This is a genomic window from Paenibacillus sp. NPDC057967 (assembly GCF_042887015.1).
GTDB lineage: Bacteria > Bacillota > Bacilli > Paenibacillales > Paenibacillaceae > Pristimantibacillus.
The window spans coordinates 159,426-184,567 of record NZ_JBHVQB010000004.1; the positions used below are offsets into that span (position 1 = coordinate 159,426).

Annotated in this window: 21 protein-coding genes; 5 read left to right on the top strand and 16 right to left on the bottom strand. The window is 53.6% G+C overall.

From position 1 onward, the window contains the following. Nucleotide 1: 1 nt before the first annotated feature. The 6 genes from ectA to ACFVSO_RS11130 all read right to left on the bottom strand — a co-directional run bounded on the left by ectA (nucleotide 2) and on the right by ACFVSO_RS11130 (nucleotide 8,567). Nucleotides 2–508 carry a diaminobutyrate acetyltransferase gene (gene ectA, locus ACFVSO_RS11105; RefSeq protein ID WP_387473214.1) on the bottom strand — a complete coding sequence of 169 codons (507 nt, stop codon included), beginning with the start codon at nucleotides 506–508 and terminating at the stop codon, nucleotides 2–4. A 12-nt stretch (nucleotides 509–520) separates the two neighbouring features. After that, entirely contained in the window at nucleotides 521–1,324 is an 804-nt protein-coding gene (locus ACFVSO_RS11110; protein WP_387473217.1) for an amino acid ABC transporter ATP-binding protein, read from the bottom strand. A gap of 69 nt (nucleotides 1,325–1,393) precedes the next feature. Further along, a complete protein-coding gene (ehuD, locus tag ACFVSO_RS11115; protein WP_387473219.1) occupies nucleotides 1,394–2,056 on the bottom strand; it encodes an ectoine/hydroxyectoine ABC transporter permease subunit EhuD in 663 nt (220 codons plus the stop codon). Between the two features lie 4 nt (nucleotides 2,057–2,060). Next, complete coding sequence (ehuC, locus tag ACFVSO_RS11120; protein ID WP_387473221.1) at nucleotides 2,061–2,711, bottom strand: ectoine/hydroxyectoine ABC transporter permease subunit EhuC; 651 nt, start codon at nucleotides 2,709–2,711, stop codon at nucleotides 2,061–2,063. A gap of 1 nt (nucleotide 2,712) precedes the next feature. Then, entirely contained in the window at nucleotides 2,713–3,615 is a 903-nt protein-coding gene (gene ehuB / locus ACFVSO_RS11125) for an ectoine/hydroxyectoine ABC transporter substrate-binding protein EhuB (protein ID WP_387473224.1), read from the bottom strand. A gap of 410 nt (nucleotides 3,616–4,025) precedes the next feature. Beyond that, nucleotides 4,026–8,567 carry a DEAD/DEAH box helicase gene (locus ACFVSO_RS11130; protein ID WP_387473227.1) on the bottom strand — a complete coding sequence of 1,514 codons (4,542 nt, stop codon included), beginning with the start codon at nucleotides 8,565–8,567 and terminating at the stop codon, nucleotides 4,026–4,028. Nucleotides 8,568–8,688: 121 nt separating this feature from the next. On the opposite strand from ACFVSO_RS11130, the gene ACFVSO_RS11135 reads away from it, so the two are divergent. Further along, a complete protein-coding gene (locus tag ACFVSO_RS11135) occupies nucleotides 8,689–9,594 on the top strand; it encodes an NAD(P)/FAD-dependent oxidoreductase (RefSeq protein ID WP_387473230.1) in 906 nt (301 codons plus the stop codon). Between the two features lie 107 nt (nucleotides 9,595–9,701). Continuing rightward, nucleotides 9,702–9,992 (top strand): hypothetical protein, encoded by a 291-nt coding sequence (locus tag ACFVSO_RS11140; RefSeq protein ID WP_387473233.1) that lies wholly within the window; start codon nucleotides 9,702–9,704, stop codon nucleotides 9,990–9,992. Nucleotides 9,993–10,101: 109 nt separating this feature from the next. Here ACFVSO_RS11140 and ACFVSO_RS11145 read toward each other — a convergent pair whose 3' ends face one another. The 3 genes from ACFVSO_RS11145 to pyk form a co-directional block, all read right to left on the bottom strand. Continuing rightward, entirely contained in the window at nucleotides 10,102–10,368 is a 267-nt protein-coding gene (locus ACFVSO_RS11145) for a CD3324 family protein (RefSeq protein ID WP_119799745.1), read from the bottom strand. A 379-nt stretch (nucleotides 10,369–10,747) separates the two neighbouring features. After that, nucleotides 10,748–11,716 (bottom strand): EamA family transporter, encoded by a 969-nt coding sequence (locus ACFVSO_RS11150; protein WP_387473236.1) that lies wholly within the window; start codon nucleotides 11,714–11,716, stop codon nucleotides 10,748–10,750. Nucleotides 11,717–12,006: 290 nt separating this feature from the next. Next, complete coding sequence (gene pyk, locus ACFVSO_RS11155) at nucleotides 12,007–13,425, bottom strand: pyruvate kinase (RefSeq protein WP_387473238.1); 1,419 nt, start codon at nucleotides 13,423–13,425, stop codon at nucleotides 12,007–12,009. Nucleotides 13,426–13,531: 106 nt separating this feature from the next. Between pyk and ACFVSO_RS11160 the strand changes: the two genes are divergently transcribed. Then, complete coding sequence (locus ACFVSO_RS11160; protein ID WP_387473240.1) at nucleotides 13,532–14,314, top strand: helix-turn-helix domain-containing protein; 783 nt, start codon at nucleotides 13,532–13,534, stop codon at nucleotides 14,312–14,314. A 53-nt stretch (nucleotides 14,315–14,367) separates the two neighbouring features. Then, nucleotides 14,368–16,428: a molybdopterin-containing oxidoreductase family protein gene (locus ACFVSO_RS11165; protein WP_387473243.1), complete on the top strand. Its 2,061-nt coding sequence runs from the start codon at nucleotides 14,368–14,370 to the stop codon at nucleotides 16,426–16,428. Between the two features lie 101 nt (nucleotides 16,429–16,529). On the opposite strand, the gene ACFVSO_RS11170 is transcribed toward ACFVSO_RS11165, so the two are convergent. From ACFVSO_RS11170 to ACFVSO_RS11195, 6 genes are all read right to left on the bottom strand, one after another. Then, nucleotides 16,530–17,501: a 2-hydroxyacid dehydrogenase gene (locus ACFVSO_RS11170; RefSeq protein WP_387473245.1), complete on the bottom strand. Its 972-nt coding sequence runs from the start codon at nucleotides 17,499–17,501 to the stop codon at nucleotides 16,530–16,532. Nucleotides 17,502–17,522: 21 nt separating this feature from the next. After that, nucleotides 17,523–18,707: a PstS family phosphate ABC transporter substrate-binding protein gene (locus ACFVSO_RS11175; protein WP_387473247.1), complete on the bottom strand. Its 1,185-nt coding sequence runs from the start codon at nucleotides 18,705–18,707 to the stop codon at nucleotides 17,523–17,525. Nucleotides 18,708–18,773: 66 nt separating this feature from the next. Continuing rightward, nucleotides 18,774–19,877, bottom strand: coding sequence for a GerAB/ArcD/ProY family transporter (locus ACFVSO_RS11180; RefSeq protein ID WP_387473249.1), 1,104 nt, complete (start codon nucleotides 19,875–19,877; stop codon nucleotides 18,774–18,776). Between the two features lies 1 nt (nucleotide 19,878). Beyond that, nucleotides 19,879–20,109 carry a hypothetical protein gene (locus tag ACFVSO_RS11185; protein ID WP_387473252.1) on the bottom strand — a complete coding sequence of 77 codons (231 nt, stop codon included), beginning with the start codon at nucleotides 20,107–20,109 and terminating at the stop codon, nucleotides 19,879–19,881. Between the two features lie 7 nt (nucleotides 20,110–20,116). After that, entirely contained in the window at nucleotides 20,117–21,325 is a 1,209-nt protein-coding gene (locus tag ACFVSO_RS11190; protein WP_387473254.1) for a Ger(x)C family spore germination protein, read from the bottom strand. A gap of 9 nt (nucleotides 21,326–21,334) precedes the next feature. Then, a complete protein-coding gene (locus ACFVSO_RS11195) occupies nucleotides 21,335–22,843 on the bottom strand; it encodes a spore germination protein (RefSeq protein WP_387473257.1) in 1,509 nt (502 codons plus the stop codon). Nucleotides 22,844–23,018: 175 nt separating this feature from the next. On the opposite strand from ACFVSO_RS11195, the gene ACFVSO_RS11200 reads away from it, so the two are divergent. After that, nucleotides 23,019–23,165, top strand: a complete 147-nt coding sequence (locus ACFVSO_RS11200) for a hypothetical protein (RefSeq protein WP_387473259.1) — start codon at nucleotides 23,019–23,021, stop codon at nucleotides 23,163–23,165. Between the two features lie 180 nt (nucleotides 23,166–23,345). Here the strand turns inward: ACFVSO_RS11200 and ACFVSO_RS11205 are convergent, their stop codons facing one another. Further along, the gene (locus tag ACFVSO_RS11205; RefSeq protein ID WP_387473261.1) at nucleotides 23,346–24,986 is read right to left on the bottom strand and encodes a GMC family oxidoreductase; all 1,641 of its coding nucleotides are present in this window, start codon (nucleotides 24,984–24,986) and stop codon (nucleotides 23,346–23,348) included. Nucleotides 24,987–25,142 lie beyond the last annotated feature (156 nt).

Consider the following 25,142-nt stretch of genomic DNA (forward strand, 5'->3'; position numbering starts at 1 on the left):
ATTATTTTCCTTCAGAGAAAGGACCTATCCGAAACAACAGCTCCGTCTCGTGGCTCTCAGGGAACATGGATGCCTCATACTGCTCCGATATCTTGCATTCGCTTGCCAGCTCGCGCGCCATAGCCACGAACAAGCTTCGAGACGCCATGTTACCTGGACTAATGGTCGCTTCGAGATACCGGATGCCGGTATTGCTTTGTCGCGAGAGAACTTGCTTCAGAAGCGCGCCTCCGATTCCATTGCCTCGAAGCACAGGCTCTACAGCAATCTGCCAGACGAAGAGCGTTCCCGGTTCCTCAGGCTTGCGGAAAGCGGAAAGGAAAGCGCTCAGCCGACCATCCCGTTCGGCAATACAGCATGTCTCGCTGAACATGTCGCCTAACATCAAGTAGCAATAGGCGGAATTGACATCCAGACCGCCTGCCCGTTTTATAAGCCTCCAGATGTCTTGACCGTCCCCAGCGACTGGCTTGCGGTAGACAATTGTTGATGGATTCCGTATTTCCAACCCTCTCACCTCCTATAGCCGGTTTAGAAATGTGCGAAGACGCTCGCTTTGGGGATGATTGAAGATCTCATTGGGCGTACCTTCCTCCACGATAAGCCCCTCTGCCCCGAAGATAACCCGGTCGGCGACTTCCCGCGCAAAATCCATCTCATGGGTGATCAGCATCATTGCGGTCTCGCCTTCCTTTGCAATTTCCTTAATCACCGCCAGAACCTCTCCTACAAGCTCCGGGTCAAGCGCGGATGTGACCTCGTCAAAGACGACAACCTTGGGTCTCATGACAAGCGCTCTTGCTATGGCCACGCGCTGCTTCTGTCCGCCTGAGAGCTGAGATGGATAGTTGTACAGCTTGTCGAGCAATCCGACCTTCTCCAGCATCGATTGGGCCCGAGCACTCGCTTCCTCTCGCGTCAAACCCAGCACAGACGTAAGCGCCAGCGTCACATTGCGCTCCACCGTCAAGTGCGGGAACAAGTTGAAATGCTGGAACACCATCCCTACCTTCTCCCTGATGGCTCTCAGATGCGACTCGTTCGCCGCTTTCCATTTCCCCCGGCTGTCTTTCATTTGCCAGATGGAAGTCCCATCGATAGTTAACGTCCCGGACGTCGGACGCTCCAGCGTCATCAGCATGCGCCCCAGCGTCGTCTTGCCCGAGCCGCTCGGACCGATGAAGGCCAGCTTCTCGCCCGCATGCATCTGGAGATCAACTCCTTTAATGACCTCCAGCTCTCCGAATGATTTGGTCACGCCTCGATATTCAACCAGCGGCTCGGCAGCTTCACCTTTGGAATCAGGCTTGTTCCTCTGCCGCACCGCCTGGGACTGGGCAGCTTCTTCCCTTTCATTTTCCAGTTTTATGTCCGTGATGTCGCTTCCTCCTTTCTATACCGACGTCCGCCGCTTCCATCTAATCTCCAGCCGAGATACAAGGAACGACATCAACAGGCTGCCGACGATGAAAATAATGCCTACGATCGTATAAGGCTCGAAAACCCGATACGAGACGGAAGCCTCATTCTTAGCGCGCAGTAGAAGCTCGATATACGTAATGGCTGATAGCGTCGGTGTTTCTTTAAATATGACGATCAAATAATTGCCCATAATCGGCAGCACCGGCGGTATGGCTTGCGGCAGTACGACCGAAAACCACGTTCGTCTCTTTGACAGATTCAGAGCGGTCGCCGCTTCCCATTGCCCCTTCGGCAGTGCATCGATGCCGGAGCGGTACACCTCCGACATGTAGGTCGAATAATGCAATCCGAGGCCGATTGCCCCGGTCCAGAAGGCTGTCATCGATACCGGAACAAGCATCGGCAAGCTGTAATACAAGAAGAACAGCTGCACAAGCAAAGGGGTGCTGCGAATAAAATGCGCGACACCGCTCGCAGTACGCCTGACCGCGGCGAATCTTGAGCGGATCAGCGCTGCGATCAGAAGCCCAACTGTTGAGGCAATGACAAATCCGGTAGCTGCGGCCAGCAACGCGGCTGGAAGCGCGCGCAGCAGTACGGCGCCAACCTCCATGGCGTAATCCCAATTCCACATAGACTCACCTCCAAGCCGTGAGCTTGCGCTCCAGCCACTTGACCGGCACCGCTATACAAGATGCGAGCCCATAATAGATAAGCAGCAGCAAGCCAAAGATTAGCGGCGTATCCGTGTAGTAATTGTTGCGCAGAACCATGGCTTCATAGGTCAAATCCGCCATCGTGATGAAGTAGACAAGCGATGTCGACTTCAGCATTTCAATCCAGAGATTGCCCATCGGAGGCAGCATTCTCGCAATGGCTTGCGGCAAGATCACCGCTCGCATCCGGGTTAGCGGCGAGAGATTAAGCGCGATAGACGCTTCATACTGTCCCTTTGGTATGGCTTGGATAGCGCTTCTAACGATCTCGCCGCCGTAAGCCCCTATATTAAGACCGATTGCGAGCACGGCGGACCATGTCTTGGACAGCTCCAGACCCGCAATCGGCAAGGCGAAGTACACCCAGAACAACAATACCAGCAGCGAAGCCGCCCGGAACAATTCGATGTATCCTCCCGCCAGCCAGCGAATCGGCTTCAAGGGGGACAGCCTGCCAAGCCCGGACATCAAGGCGAACAACGTCGCTACGACGCCGGAGAGCAGCGTGATCTTGATCGTCACCCATGCGCCTTGTCCCAGATACGGCAGCCACTGGCTTAAGGTTTGGATCATGTTATCGTCCGCAAAGCTGCTGTGCGGTCACGTCACCCGGCAGCTCCTGCTCCGTAAAGCCGAACTTCGTCAAAATAGCCAATAGCTCGCCGTTTTCCTTCATCTTCGCAAGCTCCGCATTGAATGCGTCGCGAAACGACGTATCATCCATGCGGAATGCGGTAGCACCATAGCCGGTCACACTCTCGCCGTCCACAAGAGGCTGCTCGAAATCCATGACCCGCTCAATGCCAGGATCGTTAGCCGCTACCAGTCTGGATTGCAGCGCGGGCCCGGTCATCGTCATGGCGTCCGCCCTGCCGGACTGCAGCGCGCTAATCGCCGCGTCCTGATCCGGAACGATCACCATCTGCTTCTCGGCTACGCCGGATGTAGTCAGATAACCAATCTCCACAGCACCCGCCATTACCGCAACTTTGGCATTCCCGCTCTCGGCGATGGCAGCATAGCTGTCAAGTCCGAGCGGATTGCCCGTTTTGACTGCCAGCCCTTCTCCGATGCTGTATTCGGGATCCGCGAACAGCACGGCCGCACAGCGGTCCGGGTTAATGAACATCCCCGCTGTGATCATATCGAATCGCTTCGCTTGCAAGCCAGCGACCAGGGCAGAGAACTCCGTCAGTTCCCCTCTCATCTCTCCAATGCCCAAGCGTTTCAGGATGACGCTAGCAATCTCTACAGCTTCACCTGTCAGCTCCCCTTGCTCGTTCTTATACGCATACGGATTTTCGCCCGCAAAACCTACCGTTATGTAGCCTTGCTTTACAGCCCGCTCCAGCGTCGTCAGCTCCGCCTCATTTTGTTTGCCGTTGTTGCCATCAACCGAATTGGTCTCGTTATTCACCCCGCAGGCGCCAATCAGCATGATGGTCAACAGCATGAAGGCCAACCATTTTCCGCGCAAATTGCATCCCAACCTTTCCCACTTTTTTTGGTCACTACAAGGCTAACATGAATGCGAAGCCCCGGTCATTTCCAGGAAAAGGCGATAATGTATCGTATGATGGGGTAACTTTTGCTGAGGGGGACTCACCCCGCTTCTCCTCCTTTTTCCTTCCACATCCTTCCTGATCGTTCCGAATAAGAAAGTTTACATAACTGATGAAGTATGTTATATAAATAATCCTTATATATAATTCAGCCTTATTAGGGATTTTTAATTATAAATTTTATTTATAAAAATATTGTCGAATGATCTCGGGAAATCCCGGCTTCAAGCGCATCTTTTCGTCAAAAAATAACGGCTTCCCGTTCCGGCGTAATTGCCGGACAGGAAGCCGCATTGAAGTTTGCTTATCTGTTCTTTAAGGCAAGCTACAGCTTGCTCATCCATAAGACATACGAATTCCGGTCTCGCTCCGCTCCCATCCCGGTTAGCAGCTTTGCCGCTGCGGATTGAGAGACGGGCTCGCCGTTCCATTCCTCGACCACAATCTTTGCGAGACCCTGCCGGCGCAGCACGGCCCCAAACATGGCGCGGAGCTTCTCCATGCGCATCTTCTCATTAGGCTCGGCATCCGATTGGACCTCAAATACTTTTTTGCCGTTGCCCTCCAGCCAATAGTGCCATTCCCCGCCGTCCAGAACCACGTAACTGCCGGCTTTCCTGGCGTAGGAAGGCGCGCTTGCCGTCTTGACCGGCCAATCAATGAACAGCCCATATGGATTGGCTGGATCAAGCGCGGACAGCACAGTGACCTTCCCCTCTTCCTTGCCGGGGAGAGGACTGCTAAGCATTCCGGCAATATCCGGCGTCGTGAATTGCATAGCCGCTGCCCCCTCAACGAATACACCTCTGGTCAGCGTGCCCCATTCCTCCAATTTAGCCATAATAGGCAGCACCTCATCCCAGCGGAAAGGCGTATATGCCGTGATAAGCGCCTTCGTAATAATGCCATAGCTTTCAATCAATTGATGAATCCAATGGGAAGCAGACGGAGAAGCCGACTTGCCTTGCAGCTGTGCTCCGGTGGATTCGGCAAGCTCATTCAGCTCGTTACCCGCATCTGAGCTTCCAGCCGGCTTGCCGCCCAGCGTCCCGGTCCAGTACCAGCGGCCGAAGCCGGAGCCTGTACGCGCCCAGTCCTTGCCTCTCTTGCCGATGCCAAGTCTTAGCGGGGCGAATTGATCATTGGAGGCGTGGCCCTCCCAGGCCAGCTCCAGCAGATCCTGCAGCGTCTCGCTTGGCGGCTTGCCGTACTGCCGGCTCAGTTGGGTCAGGAAGCTTGCGCCGCCTTCCATCAGGATGCGCAGCAGCTCAGGATGCGACGTGCTTCTGGTCAGCAGCTCCTCCGCATAAGGCGCAAGCAATGCGGAATTCGACGCAAGGAAGAAGGCGATCCTTCCCTCCTTCTGGCCAGAGGCCCGGCTGCCCAGCCAGACCACTTCTCCGGTTGCGCATAACGCGTCAAGCTCTTCCTTCCGGTAGTCCTTCAGCCTTGAAGGAAAGAGGAAGCTCTCCCAATGCGCAGCGGGAAGGAACAGGCCTTGCAGGCGGCCAATAACGGCCAGCAATCCCTCTTGTCCTTGCAGCTGCGCGCCATGCAGCGCATGCTGCCGGTACGCAAGATAGCCGCACCACTTCGCTGGAGCTATTGTGGGCACTTGCTTCCGGGCTTCGCCAATCGACAGTCTGATCATCTGCGCGGCCGCTTTGGCGCTTGTCCAGATCCGCTCCGATTCGTCCGCCGCGAACGGCGCCTGCCTGATGATATCCTGCCGCACCAGCTCATCCGTCAGCCGACGAGCATCCTCCAATTGCAGCGCAGGATAGCGCTCGCACAGCTCCGGCTCGGTATAGGACATCCGCCCTTCCGCATACCGGCTAATGATGAACAGGCAAGAGGATAGCTCTTGCGGGAATGAGGCATAGATGTCCGCTTCGTCCGCGCATATCCAGCGTGGAAGCGGCCCATCGTCATTGCTGCCTCCCATATCCATTTCTTGTATCGTTCCCGCCGACGCCAATGACTGACTCCAGTCTGCGGCATTCGCCCCCGCAAGCGAGATCAGTTCGGTTAAGCTCATATCCCCGCGGATCTTCAAGTAAGCACGAAGATCATCAGCGGAGCTGATCGTACCGGAGCGCTTGTCGATCCGTTCCTCCACCTGGCGCAGCACATCGTTCGAGACGCTTCGCTTCACCGCATCGCGGCCGAACAGCTCGCCTGCCAGGTCTTTGCTAATATGCAACAGACCCGCTTTCGTCGCCGCATCCAGCCCGTCGCCTTCATACAATCGCATGTTGACGTAATCCGCCAGAAACTGCGTCGCCATCGGCGAAGGATATTCCGTCTCCCTGATGACGATCTCGATCTCACCGCTTTGAATCGAAGCCAGCAGGGAGCGCAAGGATACAAGGTCCAAATAATCATACAGACATTCCTTCATCGCTTCCGTCAGGAATGGGAACGAGTCGGCATACGGCAGGGATTCCCGCAGCAGCTCCTCACTACGGAGTCGCTTCTGCCACATGGGGACGCGAGTGAAGCTTCTGGCAAGCAGCAGCGACGTCTCTGCGATGCGGCGGAATGCGATTGCCAGCAGCGGCGAGCCCGTCACAGCTTCTGTCAGCAGCGGCTCGACATTGGCCGGCGTCACCTCCCAGATCATTCTAAGCCAGGACGCATCCCACTCCGGAAGCACAAATTCAATGCCGTTATCCTTCGCATTCCCGTACAGCTGATAAGGGAGCGAGCGCTCGAACTGCCGTTGAACGGCGAGCAGCCATGTCCGGTTCAAGCGTCTGCCGTAGGGATTCAGGATAATGACATGAGTCTGGTTCATCATATCCTTGTAATGCTCGATGACAATTCGGCTGGCCGTGGGCAGCTCGCTGAACGCATGCTGGGAGACCACATACCCTAAGAGCTCGCCAGCCGTATAGCCATCCAAGCCGTATTCGCTGCCCAGCCAATTCATCGCCGCGTCCAAGCGGTCCTCACCTGCCGGATAAGCGGACCGCCAGTTGCTCCATTGCCGCTGCCGAGGCCTGTCGGGCGACGGGTCAAGCCCAAGGCGGGCGGACAAGCTCTCCATCAGCTCGCCCACCTTCAAGCCGAGCGCCAGCGTGCGGCCAGGACCTTCATTGCGCCAGAACGGCACCTCGCTGAAGCTGTTCGCAGCCTCAGAGACATATACCCTGTCTTTATCGATCTTGCGGATCATCCATGAGCTCGTACCAAGCAGGAAGACGTCTCCTACCCGGCTTTCATGCACGAATTCCTCATCCAGCTCCCCCAGATGAGTGCGACTGTCGAGGTGATGCACCGGGAAGTGGGACGACTGGGGTATCGTGCCCGCGCCCGTCATTGCCGCTATGGATGTGTTCCCCCTCTTCGCAAGCAAGCCAGACTCCCGACTCCAATCCAGTATCGGCCGCGCGAATGGATACAGGCCAGCCAGCACAGCCAACGTATTCTTTAGCTGCTCCTTCTCCAACTGGCGGTAGCTGTAGCTGCCAAGCAGCAGCTCATACAGTCGGTCAACCGTCATCTCGGCCGAAGCCACAATGGCGATAATCTGCTGGGACAAGACATCGAGCGGCTTCTCAGGCATTCGGATCGGTTCAATCTCCCGATTCGCAATTAACCCGCCGAGCACGGCCGCCTCTGGCAATACGCCCCGTTGGCGCACCACAATCACGCCTCTCGATACATCGCCTACCGCATGTCCGGCCCGTCCGATTCGCTGAATGCCGGAAGCCGCTTCAAGCGGGGAATCGATCTGAATAACCAGATCGATATGTCCGACGTCAATGCCGAGCTCTAGCGATGATGTCGCTACAAGACAGCGCAGCTCGCCGTTCTTCAGCATCGCTTCTGCTTCAAGCCGCTTCTCCTTGGACATGCTCCCATGATGGGATCTGGCCATCTGATACCCGGCATGATCGTTAATGCGCAGAACGAGACGCTCGCATAGCCTGCGGCTGTTGACGAACACCAGTGCCGAGGTGCAATTGGCCATCAGATCGAACAATCGCGTCAGAATCGGCAGCCATACGCCGTCTCTCGTCTGCGCCGGCACACTCGTATCCGGCATCGTTACGCGGACATCCATCCGCTTCTCCATCCGGCTCTCGACAATGTGAACGGGACGCCGCGCATAGCCAAGCGGATAACGTTCCTCCTCCGGAGCATCCGGATGGGGATCAATCGTGAGCCCCCGATCCGGTTCAAGTCCGCCGAGAAATTGCGCGACCTTCCACATCGGCTTCTGGGTAGCAGACACGCCGATTCGCTGAATCCGTACACCTTCTGCGGCGTTTTGCTCTAGCCGCTCAAGTGATACAGAGAGATGAGCGCCGCGCTTGTCTCCCGCCAAATCATGAATTTCATCCACAACGACATAGCGGACCTCGCTCAGCATGACCCTGCCTTGCTCCGACGTTAACAGAATGTATAGCGATTCCGGCGTCGTGATGAGCAGCTCCGGCGGATTCCTGAGCATGGACGCCCGCTGGGACGAAGGCGTATCGCCTGTCCGGACTCCGCTTCGGAAGCCGGACCATGGCATGTCCAGCGCTGTGGCCTCCTCCTTCAGCTGGCTCGCAAAAGAAAGAACATGATGCTGAATATCATTATTGAGCGCTTTGAGCGGTGTAATATATAACAGCTTGACTCCTTTTCGCGGGGGAGTCGTGCTGCAAGCTTTCGCTTGAACAATCGCATTGACACAAGGCAGCAAGCCGGCCAATGTTTTGCCGGAGCCAGTAGGGGCCGCTATCAAAGTATGGCGGCCTTCTGTAATCGAAGCCCAAGCTTTGGCCTGGACATCCGTAGGCTCACCGAACGAGCGGCGAAACCAGGACATGACCACAGGATGCCAGACCTTGCTATTCCATTCGTATTGAGGCATAACTTTCAACTCCAACCGGCATAATAGTGACATTCTATTCCTTGCCATCCTAGTCCAATTATAACAGTGATTGAGGCGGCAGAATAAGGAAATCATTCAGAATCCGAAAAGGAGTGTCACGATGAACGTATGGGATGTTGCCATTATCGGCGGCGGTCCGGCAGGGCTTAGCGCAGCGCTAGTGCTTGGACGCGCGCTCCGCTCTGTCATCTTGATCGACGAGGACAAGCCCCGCCATGCGGCTGCGCACAGCTCTCACGGCTATTTGACGAGAGACGGTATTTCGCCATCGGCGTTCAGGGAGCTTGGACGCGAGGATGTTCGCGCTTATGAGCTGGTTCGAATGGAACACGATACCGCAACGGGTGCGAAGAAGGAAGACGATCATTTCCATATCGCCACTGCCAGCGGCAAATCTTATATAAGCAAGTATCTGGTCATCGCGACTGGCGCTCGCGACCAGCTTCCGCCTATTCCGGGCATTCAGGAAAGCTACGGAATCTCCGTCTTCCCCTGCCCTTATTGCGATGGATGGGAGCATCGCGGCGAGCCGCTTGCCATCATTGGCAGCAGCCAGTCCTTGTTTGGCTATGTGCAGCTGATCTTCAACTGGAGCCGTGACCTCAGCGTATTCACCGACGGCGCTTCCATGCTCACGCTTGAGCAGAAGCAAGCGCTCCAAGCTCGCGGAATCGCTCTGTATGAGCAGCCGATAAAGTCGCTAAGAAGCAGCGGTGGCCAGCTGGAGAAGATCATGCTGGAAGACGGACAAGAGATTGCGCGTCGGATTGCCTTCCTGTCAGATACCGGAGCGCGGGACGCGACGACTATTCCTGATGAACTGGGAGTCGGACGCGAGCAGGACGGCCAATACGAGACGATGGAGCATGGAAGCACGCACATCGAGGGATTGTATCTGATCGGCGACGCCAAACATTATTTTACGGGGCTGATCGGTTCGGCTAGTGAAGGCTATGAGGCGGGAGTTGCCATTAACCGCAGACTTGTGGAGGAAGATTGGGTTTAGTGTCGATAAGTATTCAAGCGCAAAGCCATGTTGTGACAAACATTTCAACATGAATCTGATAGGATGATAGGCATGTCGCCTATAACTAGCAGAGGAGCGTTGCGAGAATGAAATTGATTATGAATGAAAGCTTTAACAACGAGACGATTAACTTTGACGGCTTTAGCTTCAAAAATTGCAGCTTTACAAACTGTGTCATCATCATAACGACACTGAACTTTAACTTTGAGGGTTGCTCGTTCTATGGATCTGCGCTGCATGTGAACCCGGATCTGCCCATCTTCGAAGTATCCCATCGGCTCTCTCAATCCGTCTACGATACAGAAACGAACTGCTATCGTGACGATTACAAATATCCGCGAACCGTAGTGCCGCTTCCAACCTCGAACGTCCATTAATAGCGAATAACGGCCTGAGCCGTTATATGCAAAAAAAAAAAGAACCTCCCGCCGCATCAATGCGACACTTGGGAGGTTCTTTGTATAGAGTCCGCTCGTATTGTTTCATCTAGCGCGCCTTCACAATAATCTTGCGTATGCTCTCGCTGGACAGGTGGTACTTGCGCTCCAGCTCCGCTACGGTCGCCCCGTTGCTGTAATGCTGGAAAATTTCCTTATTGCGCTCCGCCAGAAGCTTGCGCGTACCGCTCACTTCTCCCCAGCTTGCGCGCTGGTTGGACGGTTTAGGAATATAGATCAGATCGCCTTGAATATATTTTTGCAGCTCCAACAGGAGACTAGGGGGAAGCACGTCTCTTCCATTTTTGTAGTTCACGGTATAAATCCTCCTCAAATAAGTTCAAACGTTTTGCTTGCAGCGTGTCATTCATAAATACATTTTCCATGTCTTGCCGCCTCCCTTTCATGATTAATAGTATTTGGGGTGGTCCCCGTGCTTCATATGAAGCGTCACTTTTCCATTATAAAGAAAACCAATTTTGAGCACAATCGTTTTTTACAAATAAAAAGAGGCCCGAAGGCCTCTTCGATTACGATAATCTCCGTTAAACGGAGACCACCTCTAAGTTGTGAATCACACGGATCAGCTCCTTTCCTTCACGTTAATACGTCGGCCCGACAACCAAAGTATACTGCCAATCCGTGGAAGCGGGAAAGGAACAAAACGAGTTAAAAAAAACTTTACCAGCTTGAGGCTAAGCCCCGACGCCAGATGAGATGCGTTTGTTGCGCCTCACCAGCTTGATCAGCTCCGGGTAAGCGACTCCCGCAAGGACAATTACAACGCCTGCCCATTGCAGCCAGGACACTTGCTCGTGAAGGACAATTGACGAAAGCAATACCGCGACAGGCAGCTCCGCTGCGCCCAGAATGCCGGCCATCCCTTCACCGATATGAGGTACGCCATAAGCGAACAGCAGCGGCGGGATGAAAGCGCCGAACAGTCCCAGCAACGTCCCGAACAGGAACAAGCTGCTGAACAAATCGCCATTCCACAGAAACTCCGGCGGGAACAGAATAAAGACGAACGTCATGCCTCCAGCCATCATCCATTTGCTGCGCGTCGCTGGCGGTACTTCAGGCGCCGCATTGCCGCTGAACAGAATGAACATCGTATAGCTGATCGCGGCCAGGAAGCCCAACGTCACACCTAGCGGATGGAAGCTGCCCCCGCCTTGCTCCATAATTCCTGCGGCCAAGATCGTGCCACCAAGCAAGATGACGAGCGTGGTCACAATGGCGCGGTTCGGGCGCTTCTTCTGTCTGATGCACTGCACCAGGACGCCAATCCATGTGAATTGGAACAGGAGCAGGATCGCAAGCGAGGCCGGAATATACCGGAGCGAATGATAGTACACCAGACCGGTAATCGCTGTTGGCAGTCCGGCAGCCATAAGCAGCAGCCGCGTCTTCCAGCTTAGCCTCTGCAAGTTTTGTTTCACGCCGCCTGCTCCCGTACGTTTCCCCGCTGAGCCGGATTCTTCGGATCTTCTTTGCTTGCGTTCGATATAAGTCGCGAACAGCCACGACAGCAAGAAGCCGATCATCAGCTGGCTTCCTACAACCTCTCCAAGCTTATAGCCTTCCCCGTATGCGAGTACGACGAAGGTCGATAATACGCCATAGCTGGCTGCGCCTACAAATACGGAAATCATATATTTCATAATGTCTTCTCTCCCCCTGAATATCTGTTGCAAGTAGCTTAATAAACGCAAAAAAGCTACGGATAGCAAGGTCTGGATGAATCATTAGACCTGCCATTCGTAGCAAGGAAGTTAGGCTTCCCGTAGATACCCCCACCCTGTGCCCAAGGCCGTTATGTGGAGTTATACGAAAGGATTGCGTATAGATGGTACGATGTCACCTGCGTGAATCGAACCTCACTTATTGTGTCACCAAGCAGCGGATCTGTCAATAGCCGGTTATGCAAAAAGCAACACCTAGGCAGTCATTCCTAGTCCATCTGCTGAATTTGGATCAAGTTCGTCGCGCCGGCCCGGCCGCTCGGGATGCCTGCTGAGATGACGAAATAATCGCCCGACTTCAGCAGTTGCGTGCGGGACGCATTGCGCACTGCAGACTTGATCAAAGCGTCCGTGGATTCCGCCCATTCGCCCTTCACCGGGACGACGCCGCGCACCAGCGTCAGGCGACGCAATACATGATCATGAGCCGTAATGCCAATGATCGGAGCCTTCGGCCGATACTTGGATACCATGCGCGCTGTGAAGCCGCTCTCGGTAGGCGCCAGGATCGCTTTGGCGTCCAGTTGCAGAGACGAGCTGACAACCGCCTGGCTGATCACTTCCGTCGTGGACGAAGATGGAGCCGTCAGCTTGCTGCGGAACAGCTCGGTATAGTCAAGTGTCGATTCCGCGCGCTCCGCAATCATCGTCATCATGCGGACAGACTCAAGCGGGTACTTCCCGGCTGCCGTCTCGCCGGATAGCATGATCGCATCCGCTCCTTGCAGCACCGCATTCGCAACGTCGCTTACTTCCGCGCGCGTCGGCCGCGGATTCACCTGCATCGAATCCAGCATTTGTGTCGCCACGATGACAGGCTTGCCCGCCAGATTGCACTTCTGGATCATTTCCTTCTGGATCATGGGAACGTCCTCTGCCGGAATCTCAACGCCCAGGTCGCCGCGGGCAACCATGATGCCGTCGGACACCTCAATGATCGCATCCAGATTCTCGACGCCCTCTTGATTCTCAATTTTGGAAATAATCTGAATATGACTTGCGCCTGCATCCTCCAGCAGCTGCTTTACTTGCAGCACATCCTCCGCCTTGCGCACGAACGACATCGCAATCATATCGATGCCTTCTTCCACACCGAATGCGATATGCTTAATATCCCGATCCGTTACTCCCGGCAGCGTCGTGCGAATGCCTGGCAGATTGACGCCTTTGCGCGGCTTAAGCGGACCTCCGTTCAGCACGCTGCATATGATTTCCGTATCTTCCACCGCATCGACGCTAAGCTCGATCAAACCATCATCGATCAAGATTCTATCGTCAGCTTTGACTACCTTCGGCATATCCGGGTAATTGACGGCCACACAGCTGCCATTGCCCGTAATCGGTCTGCTGGTCAAAGTCAGCTTGTCGCCTGCTTTCAGCTCGTAGCTGCCTTCCTCCAATGTACCGATTCGAATCTCCGGTCCTTTAATGTCCATCATGATCGCGACGATAGCCGGTGCCGCCGCTGCCGCTTCGCGGATCAAGGCGATGCGCTCACTATGATCGCTAAGCTCGCCATGCGCCATATTCAAGCGGGCTACGTTCATGCCCGCATTCATCATTTCCTTAAGTATCGATATCGAATTGCTGGATGGTCCCATCGTACATACAATTTTCGTCAGACTCATGTCGTCATCCCTCCATCATTAGCTTCGTCCATTGTAGAGGAAATAAGAGACAACGTACATGCACTATAGTATGATAGATATACTATAGTATGATTCGGGGTGTCGTATGCTGTCGTTCGAAGGAATGTGCCAACATCAAGGAATGAACTGGTACGAAGAGCGTACCGTGCAGGACGGCTCCGCTGTGCTTGTTGTGATGACTTATGGAAAATGCGTCTACTGGATCAATGGCGAGAAGCTGCTGCTGGAGAAAGGCGACTTTATGTTCATTGCCCCTGGCTCGGGCTATTACGGCAAGAGCGTGCCGACCGTGTTCCATGAGCAGTTTGTTTTATCGTTCCGCTTAGGGATGGCGGATGAGATTGATCCCTTTCCGGTATCCGGTCCCTTCATTATGGCCAAGGCCGGCTGCTACGATATGATGATCGAGAGGCTTCGAACCGTATGGAAGGAGTGGCAAGAAAGCTTGCCCTATGTCAAGCTGCGAGCCGCAGCATTGACGCTGGAGGCTCTGGCGCTATGGGGCCGGGAGCTGGGTCGGGGCGAGCAGACCGCTATGTCACAGCAGCATATCGAGCGGATGAAGGCTTATCTGCAGGATCACTATCGCGGCAAAGTGACGAAGGAGCATCTGGCAGAATGCATAGGCAGATCGCCGAATCACGCGGCAACCCTGTTCCGCCAAGTGACGGGTCAGACGATCAGCGAATATGTGCATAGCCTCCGCATGCGCACAGCGGTCTATATGCTGACGGAATCGCTGCTGACCGTATCGGAGATTTCCGACTACCTGGGCTATTCCGACATCACGTACTTCCAGCGCGTCTTCAAGCGTACGCTAGGTCACTCCCCTTCAGCGTATTTAAAAGAACGCCGCCAGCACGTATAATGGGGAGATAACCTCTTCATTGGAACCTAACAACATTTCGGAGTGATCCTACCATGAATACATTCTTAGAGAACGGGGTCGTGCGATCCGTCTGTCCGTTCGACTGCCCCGATACATGCGGCCTTCACGTCACGCTTCAGGACGGACGCGTAACGAACGTGACCGGCGATCCCGATCACCCCGTTACCCGGGGTGCTATATGCAACAAAGTAAGGCAATTGCCCGATCGTGTCCATCATCCCGAACGTCTACTTTACCCGATGCGAAGAACCGGCCCGAAGGGCTCTCTTCAATTCGAGCGCATCAGCTGGGATGAGGCTTACGACGAGATTACGCGCCGAATGACTTCAATTATGGACGAGTATGGAGCCGAGGCTATCCTTCCTTACAGCTTCTACGGCAATATGGGTGTGCTGAATGCTGAAGGCATGGATCGCCGCTTCTTCCACCGCCTGGGCGCTAGCAAGCTTGACCGCACAATCTGCAATGCCGCAGGCTCAAAGGGCTATAGCTATACAATGGGCGGCTCCATTGGCATCGATCCCGAGGAAACCGTCCATACGAAGCTGTTCCTCATCTGGGGCGCCAACCTGGTCTCCACCAATATGCACCAGACTATGCTCGCTACAGAAGCTCGCAAAAACGGGGCGCGAATTATTCATATTGACGTTCATCGCAACCGTACCTCTACTTGGGCGGATGAATTCATTCTGCTGCGTCCAGGCAGTGACGGTGCGCTGGCTCTCGGCATGATGCACATTCTGATCCGCGACGGTTATGTGAATGAGAGCTTTATCCAGCATCATACCGTCGGTTATGACGAATTGAAGCTTGAAGCAGCGAAGTATCCCCCTTCCGTAGCGGCTGAGCTGACAGGCATTCCTGTCGAGAAGATAGAGGAGCTGGCCCGCGCCTACGGCACGACCACCCCGTCCTTCATTCGGATCGGCAACGGGCTGCAGCATCATGACAATGGCGGCATGATCGTCCGCACGATTGCTTGCCTCCCTGCCTTGACAGGACAATGGGCCGAGATCGGCGGCAGCGCGATGAAGGGCAATAGCTGGTATGCCCGAATCAACAATGCCGCCATCGAGCGGGAAGATCTGCTGCCGGACCCCGATGTGCGCACCGTCAATATGAATCAGTTGGGCGATGCGTTAACTGCGCTTGAGCCTGCGGTTCGAATGCTGTTCGTCTACAACAGCAACCCCGCTATCGTCGCGCCTGACCAGCGCAAAGTGAGAGAAGGGCTAATGCGGGAGGATCTGTACACAGTCGTGCATGATCTGTTTCTGACGGATACTGGCAAATACGCGGATATTGTCCTGCCGGCAACCGCCCATCTGGAGAATTTGGACTTATATAGCTCTTACTGGCATCATTACGTTCAACTCTCCAAGCCAATCAAGCCGCCTGCGGGCGAGAGCCAATCGAATTTTACGCTCTTCAAGGAATTGGCTCTTCGCATGGGCTTTGAGCCGGAGCTGTTCGATCTGTCCGAAGAAGACATGATTCGTATCGCACTGGACAGCAAGCATAATCCGCTGTTGAAGGACATCACTTTCGAGGCTTTGGTGGCGCATGACTGGATGAAGGCTGGTGACGGCACACGTTATCCGAAGATGGACGATCTGCCGACACCTAGCGGCAAGATCGAGCTTTATTCCGAGGCGATGCGCGGAGCCGGACTACCCCCAGTTGCGACCTATACACCGCTTGTCGAACCGGAGCATTACCCGTTCCTGCTGACGACCGGGCCTAACCACAGCTATATCAACTCTACCTTTGCCAACCAGCCCAAGCTGCAGAAGCTGGAGAAGCGACCGACGCTCCATATGCATGCCGATGATGCCGGCAAGCTTGAGCTTGCCGACGGAGAACGCGTACTGGTTCGCAATGATCGCGGTGAGCTACAATTGACGCTAAAGGTCGGCGGAGATGTGCTTCCCGGTGTCTTGGTAACGCAAGGACTGTGGTGGGACGACGACACGGAAGGTCGCAGCGCGGTGAACGCCCTTACACCGCAGCGCCTCGCGGATATGGGCGGCGGAGCTACCTTCTTCTCCAACCGGGTGGAAGTGGTCAAGCTCCCGGTAGCTGAAGTGAAATAAGAGACTGAACGAATCCGTGGAAGGATACACACAACTTGCCTATAAGATATAAGAAAGCGCCGCTGTATGGAATATACAGTGGCGCTTTCTATATGCAGCGATCAGGATTTGAATTCAGGAACGCGGTAAGGCGGCTCTTCGCCTTGCAAGACAGCTACAAGATTGTGAGCGGCAAGCAACGCCATGTCTTCTCTGGTCTTCGCCGTGCCCGAGCCGATATGCGGCAGCAGCAGCGCATTAGGCAGAGCAATCAGCGGATGATCTGCAGGGAGCGGCTCCTGTTGGTAGACGTCCAGTCCAGCCGCACGAATAGTCCCCTTTTGCAACGCTTCAATCAGTGCCGGTTCATCTACCGTAGCCCCGCGGGAAGCATTAATGAAGATGGCGGAAGGCTTCATCAGGCCGAACTCCCGCTTGCCGATCAACCCTTTGGTTTCATTCGTTAATGGCGCTAACAATACAACATAATCCGATGCAGCCAGCAGCTCGTCCAGTGCCATATAGGTGGCGTCATACTTCGCTTCCGCTTCAGGCTTGCGGCTGCGGTTATGATAGTTCACCTTCATCCCGAAGCCGAACGCTGCCCTGCGGGCAACTGCTTCACCGATGCGTCCCATGCCCACAATGCCTACCGTGGCGTGATGCACGTCTACACCGAACAGATTGTCATTGTCCCCCCGCTTCCAGAGGCCTTCTCTGACATAGCGGTCAAGCTCCGCTACTCGGCGGGCGCTGCCCAGCATTAGCGCGAACACGAGATCCGCTACCGTCTCATCCAGCACCTCCGGCGTATGCGTCCCCGTGACGCCATGACGCTTCATGGCGTCGATGTCGAAGTGATTATAGCCGACGCTGATCGTGCTTACAGCTTTGAGCTTCGGCGCTGCCGCCAGCAGCTCGTCATCAATGCGCCTGCCCCCCGTCAAGTATCCTTCCGCAGCGGCAATCCGCTTATAGAGCTCTCCCCTTGGAATGGTATCCTCTTCCCCCCAAGCATCAACTGTACAATGCTCCAGCAAATAATCCATAACGGCATCGGAAATAGCATAATCAACAAAAATGTTCGGCTTCATACATGTGCTCCTCTCTTGTTGCTACGGCGCAGCAAGAGGCGAGTAGCCTGTCTCTGCCACAAGCTTTTGCCCTTGCTCCGACCGTATCCAGTTAATCAAAGATTCGACATGAGGATTGCTAGTTCCTGCCGTTACGGCATAGAACGGACTGCTGAGCGGATAAGTTTCGTTCACAATGCTTTCCCTGCCAGGATAGGCGCCATCTACAGAGAGCAGCTTAATCTCTCCGTTTCCAATCATTTCCGTAGCATAATACAAAAACGTAAACCCGATCGCATTCGGATAATTGCGATAGTCCGCTGTTTGTGCAATAATTCCGCCCATTCCTGACGCTACATCTTTCCTGGGCGGATGCGCCAAGCTTCTCCCCTTCATGAGCCGCTGCAGCGCAGATTGGCTGCCGCTGCCCTCCGGGCGCTGGAACGCTCTAATGGACGCATGTTTGCCGCCCAGCTCATCCCAATTCGTAATAGTCCCGGAATAGATGTCCTGAATCTGCTCCGTTGTCAGCCCGTTAACCGGATTGTCCGCATGCGTAAAAAACACAAACGCTTCCCTTCCGATCGGCGTCAGCTTCAAATCCACGCCAGCAGCCAGCGCGTCGCCGCGCTGCCGTTCGGACGGTTCAGCCGCAAAGATGATATCCGCTTCCCCAGAGATAAGACTGTCGTAGGCTTGACTCGTCTTCGTGGAGCGAACCTCGCTGCGGATATGATCATATCCCTTCTCGGGATATACGGCCATAGCGAACGCCGAATAGAGCGGGTACAACGCAGTAGCCCCGTCCATAATGGGCAATTCGTCTTTGATTCTAAGAGTGGACGGCTCATCCAGCATTACTGCCTTGGAACCGCGGACGAACGGCTCATAAGCGGCAAGATCGACCTCGCTCTCCGCTACCGTCGGGATGTTGTTGTGATACATCCGGTTCATCTCATAACCGAATATGACAGCGCCCAAGACGAGCAGCAGGCCCGCCATGCAAGACCAATACACTTTGCGCCTCAACCAATTCCCCAATCCGACCACCAGCATGATCGACAGTACGACGCATATGCTAAAAATAATCCAGATATAAAACAGTCTGACTCCGGACAAGACAGCGAAAATATAAACAAAAAAGCCGACAATCCAGATGAGAGGCACAAAAAACAGCCCCGTCAGCACCTTCGACCAAATCGATTCCTTTGCAGCCAAGCCTATCACCTATCCCCTCATAGACATTTCTTTCTATTTATCCACTATAAGGAAATTCCTGGCTTTAGAACAGTACTATTTTGCACTGGTACCGGGTCCTTTGAACCAACCCCGAATAAAGGCCAGAACACATAGCAGGATGGGAAAAATGACAAATCCGATCAGGATATAGCTCGTTCCCGTATTCCCGATAAACGAAGCGACCGTTTGAAAGTCCGGCCCTACCCAAAAACATACGAACAGCAGCAGCAGTCCAACTGGCATGACAATAATTTCGGGCTTCTTAAGCCGAAAGGTTTCGGAGATGCCGCGCGTAATGGCATAATAGTAAACGCTGATTTTAATATACTCGCCCAGCACCCACACCATCATCACGATGGCTTCCAAATGCTCGAAAAACTCGGCGTACGCAATATAGCGTGCCGCCATGAGGACGGGGTAGGTATAATAGCCCGTGCTTTCGCCTACCAGCATGAAGACAGCCAGATTCGACGCCAGCATCACAAACGTAATGCCGGTGACACACCAAAAGCCCCACTTCTTAATGTTGTTTTTGTCGCGTACTAACGGGAGAATATAGACGGCAAGCAGCAATTGGCTGAACCAGCCATCCACAACCAGCGAGCCTTGAAGGACTGGCACGGCACCTCTCTCCAGCAGCGGCAGAAGATGATGGGGATTCAGCTCGGGGATTAGAAGAACGAGAATGAGCACGGTAAACAACGTGATGATCGGCACAAAAATTTGTCCGGTTCGCGCAATGACCTCGAACCCCCTTCTTACCGCCCACCCGCATAAAATAAGCATGGTGCCGATTATGACAACGATTGGCGTCTTGAGGAAGAAGTTCGATTCGATAAATTCAGCATAATCGCGAATGGAAATCGCCACGATGTGGAATTGGAACACGATGAACAGGACGCTGATCATTTTGCCAGGATAAGTTCCAAAGAGGGATTCCAGCAGCCTGACGATTGAGCCCTCCGGCGCGAGCTTGAACAGCTGGTATGCCAGCCACACGACCAGATACCCCACTCCCATCCCAAGCAGCGGGGTCAACCACATATCCTTTGCCGATAAGCGGGTTGTAATGGACGGCATCAGCAGCACGGTTGAGCTGAGTACGAATTGAAACATAATAATCGCAAGCTGAAGCGAGGAGATTTTTCCGCTTAGCATCTCAGTTCACCGGCTCCAGCAGCGGCCTCAGCGGGCTCAAGGCCTGTTCTACCCACTCCGTCATATTCGGAAGCTGCGGATCAATCGCGAGACCTATCGTTAGCGCCAGACTTAAGAACAGCAGCGTGCAGGCAATCCAGGCGTCCCGCTTTTGCAAGCCGCGCCAGGTGCCGTTCATATAACCTAAAGCGAGCGCGAATAACCAGACGAGCAGCATTAAGGGGATGGACATACGCATATCACTCCATTGGGATGTTATTGATTTGCTTCACAAGCGCTCCGGGTCTGCGGATCTGAATGTTGACTTGCGTATTTGTCTCGATCCTCCGGAAGGTTTCGCTCCATTCCGACTTGGCAGCCGCCCATTGCTTCGGGTATTTTCTTCGGTATAGCTTGCTGTATCCCAGAATATCCGATTTATATTTTTGCTGAATCACATTCAAGGATTTGTCGATTTGGTTCTTAATCATCTGCTCGAATAACGTCTCCATCTCCACAAGCTGCTCCGTTACGGAATAATCCAGACGGCTCGCATTCTGAATCAGATTCCCTTCACATTCGATGACCAGCTCCATATGCCATTTGCCGCTGCCGTCAATCTTAGGAATAAGCCTGGACTTGCTTGTCGTCAAATGCACGGCTATCGTTTCATCCTTGGCAACGGCCGCAGTCAGTATTGTGCTCGGTTTAATCTGATTCGTAATCCAGAAATAGCCATGCGTCAGCTCATGATTGAGACTCCCGATCATCTGGCCTTTCTTAAAGATCGTCAGTCCTTTGAAGTACGGCACATTCGCATTGCGCAGATGCTTTTTCTCCGACATGACCGCACTCGTCAGAATATAGGGGATCGTATAAGTCTGCTCCGGCGTCTCCACGATCTGTTCCATAACCGTCTTCAAGTCGACATCGATACTGACCTCTGTCTTCGATAGCTCCGTCAGCGCCTCCATCAAGTTCTGATCCAGTCTCGGTATGACCCCCATCGTATCGATCGCCTTGCCTTGCGTCACGTAGATGTTCGTTCTTTCTCTTGCGCGCACATAGCGCAGGAAGAAATCCAGATCGTCATTGAACCCTCGTTCTGCCCGCTCCTTCCCGAACACATACACATTGTTATGGCCCCAATACAAGCGGCGTGAGAGCCTCTCCTGCAGCTTCGACATGGCGTCAGCCATCGAGGTGCCTGTGGCGCTGGATACGAGAATATTGCCGTTCTTCCTCTCGGATTCCATCCCTTCTTGTCCGCTTCCTGATTCATTGCCGCCGGGAGACGGCAGATAGATCTCGACAGATAGCTTCACTTTATTGTCCTTCTCCTGATCAATGCCTGCGCCCAAAATGATGGCGATATCATTCACCTCAATCCGGTCCCAGCAGCCCGTAAGAAGCGCGATTGCCGAGATAGCCGCAATAACACGAATGAGATTGCGCGCCTTTGTCATCATGTCTGCATCTCACTCCTGTTTTCGATGCAATTTGGATACGTGCATACCCGGCTTATTGCGCTTCCCCCCTCCGCTGTTCGTCAGCCTTGGCCGCCTGCGCGGAAGCCAAGCAGGCGGGCGCATGACAACATCCGTCCATTCCCCAACCATCATAGGCGCTATGGGTGACAAATAAGGCATTCCGAAGGAACGGAGCGAGCATAGATGGATCGCAATGCCGATGATCCCCATTAGCAAGCCCAGCAAGCCGAACACACCCGCCAGCAGCATCATAGGAAATCTCAGCAGTCTGATGGAGATGCCGACAGAATAGTGCGGCAGCAGGAATGAGGCGATGCCCGTAATCGCCACGACCATGACCATAGGAGAAGATACAAGACCGGCAGAGGTAGCAGCTTGCCCGATGACCAGCGCACCCACGATGCTGACGGCGGCGCCTACCTGCTTGGGCAGGCGCACACCAGCTTCTCTTAGCGCCTCGAACATCGTCTCCATCATAAATGCCTCCATCAGCGCAGGGAACGGAATAGCCTCCCTGGACTTGGCGATGCTAAGCAGCAAGGCGGATGGTACCATTTCATGATGGTAGGTCAGCAGTGCTACGTAACCGGATGGGACAAGCAGCGCAATAAAGAAGAAGGAATAGCGCAGCCAGCGTATGGCTGTCGCGATGAGGAACCGCTCGTAGTAATCTTCCGGTGATTGCAGCAAGGAGAACAGGCTGACAGGCGCGATCAGGGCCATTGGCGTATTGTCGGTCAAGATGACGACACGGCCTTCCAGCAGGCCGGCAGCAGCCGCATCCGGCCGTTCCGTGCTTAGCATCTGCGGGAAAGGCGAATACGGCTGATCCTCGATGTATTCTTCAATGGTGCCGCTCTCCAGCACGCCATCGACATCAATCATACCGATGCGTTCCTCTACTTCACGCACCAGCTCCGGCGCTGCCAGACCTTCGATATAGGCGATCGTAACATGGGACTGTGTAATGCGGCCGACCTCAATCCCTTTCATCTTGAGCTTCTGGCTTCTCAGCCTGCGGCGCAGCATCGCCCGATTGTCGACGATGCTTTCCGTGAAGCCTTCGCGCGGTCCACGAATGACGGACTCTGCGGCAGGGTCCTCAATCGCCCGTTTTCGCCACTCTGCCAGGGAAAAGGCATAACCACGGTCGATTCCGTCAACAAGCAGGATCACGCTGCCGATCGAGATATGATTAACCAGCTCTTCCAGCGTTTTAATTTCTTCCGAGCATACACCCGCAACTTTATATTGAAATTGTTCCTGCAAGGAACCGCCGTCTTCATGGAATCTCCAGCCCGCCATTTCTTTGCGGAGATCATCCATTCGATCCTCATGCGTCAGTCCGTTAAAAAAAACTAACATGCCGGGCAATTGTTCGCCAATTCTGAAGTGATAAATCGAAGCATCGCTGCAATCATGCAAAAAATGCTTCAGCTTCTCCCTCGATTCTTCGATATGGCTTGACAGCGGCGTATGATGGTCATGCATAGACATCTCCCCTGACTCCCGATGAGTTAGACGTCCTTATCGTTTGCCAGATCCTGCTTTTTTATCCGCATGACTTCCTTGCATGGCTGGCATTCCCGCAATAGATCGGCAACAGATCGGAGAACTTAATACAGCCCGCTTACTTTGCGGGCCACTATACGCATGATGGAGGAATCTGAACATGGGTCGTCACAAGCAACGCTCCTCAGCAAGCAAAAACGTGTCGTACGCGATTCGCTCAAGGCAAGCCGAGAACGACGTAGCAGGTACAGTGGCTCAGCATCGGAACCAGAAGGGTCATGCGCCGAACAATCCGTCCACAGGCTAGGGCTTAATAACAAGCCTATGGCTCCTTGATTCCTTGGCTGGACGCATAACTGCAACCCTTTTGGGAATGGCAAAAAGACTGTCAGGCCAATGCCTGACAGTCTCAGATTGTCAAGAAACCTGCGTCTTTTTTAGGACGCCAGGTTACCATCACGTCAGTCATTCCGAGTGTCTGCGATTTTCACTCCTCATCGTTTTCGAACAGGTCTCCTATTTTTTTATATCTACGTTGTCTTTGTAGTCTTCGCTTATGCATGATTAATTGCCGGGCAATGGTGTAACCAATAAGGAATGATGCGGCAGAGGTATTCCCATCCACAGTGAACGGGATAATGGAAGCATCAGCAACAATTAACTTTTTCACCCCGTGAACGTGTCCGCGGCGGTCGACAACCCCACCTTTATTCAATGGAGCCATACGGAGCGAGCTTTGCTGATGATGATTGTGGCTGAAATTGTCCTTAATAAATGCCTCCAGTTTGGCATCGTCGTTCATGATATCGATCGTTGGGGATATAAGCTGATAGGTCGAATCAATTGCCGCCAACTCGGACGCTATCTTTCGGACATATACTTTATAGATGTTTTTTACTGCCTCCATATCAGAAGGATTATCAAGAAAACCTTCATCTGCCAGTACTATTTTTAGAGGATCTTTGTTTTGGATTTTAATCGATCCTCGGCTCAAGGGCCGAAGGTAAATAAGCGCTAACGACAATCGGTTTTCTTCCGAACCGATGCCGATCAATTGTACTGCGCGGCGTCTGGGATTCGTGCCCGAAGGCTCCGGCAAGAAAGCTCCCCCGGTATAAAGGGAGTTAGGATCTGAGGCCGGTAATGCCCTGTCATTAGGATTGGTTGCAAAAACAGCGAAGTTTAAGGTGTGGTTTCTTAAGCTTTTTCCCACGTTGGGATTATTAAAAACGGGGGTTATACCTGCTTGTTTAAGCATATTGTAAGGTCCAATACCCGATAGCATCAAAATTTGAGTACTATTAATGCCTGCGGAAATAATGACGTTCTTCCGGGCATATGCCTTTTTGCATTTCCCATCCCTTAAAAACTCGACTCCATTAGCCTGCTTGCCGGAGAACAGCACACGAAGAACCGTTGAGTTAGATAACAGTCGCAATCTTCGCCCTCTTACTCCTCGGCCGCTTGGACTAATTATGTCCGAAGATAGAAACGCAGTTGACGAGCTCACCCTTCGGCCGTTCGGATTTTGATACAGCTGCCAACGGGTAAAGGGGCCGAGAGGGGTTCTCGGATTATTGTAATCAACGATCTCCGGAAACCCCGTAGCTCGTTCTATAGCAGAAACCAGCTTCTTAGCCATGGCTGTCGGACGAACAGGGGCTTGCCGTATGTCGATTCTCCCGTTATAAGCTCGTGCATTCGTATTGGTTGTTTTTCCATTGTATTTCTCCAGTTGTTTAAACCGTCGTATAACCCTTGCCGGCGACCAAAGCGGACCCAAGAGATTTTCCCATTCTTTAAATACAGCGCTTGTATATCGCACATACTGTTCCCCGTTAATCGAGGAGCCGCCGCCGAGAAGCCGCCCAGTAGTCCATTCAAACGTACGATCGTCTACACCTGCTTGGGGGATGCCTTCTCCTTGCCAAAAGTAGTTCGGGAAATATTGCTCCTCCAATTCAGGTGCGAATGTCGAATGGCTAATCGGCTTGTCTTTATCATTATTTTCGCCAGATTCCAAGAGAAGAACGGAAGTTTTTTTCTCGTCGGAGAGCAGTTTTGCAATGACAGCTCCGGCGGGTCCTGTCCCTACGATAATGTAATCGTAGAATAGTGTACGTTTCATCTAGGTTCTCCTTAATAGTTGGACTCCTGCATTATATTACCTTCTGCTGTCCCATGTACCGGAGGAACGGAATTGTTTTCTGGTGTTCTTTTTTATAGGGGATACGAGGCATAAGCTCCTCTTTCTCCTCTCCCTTTAGACAAAAAAAAGAGAAAC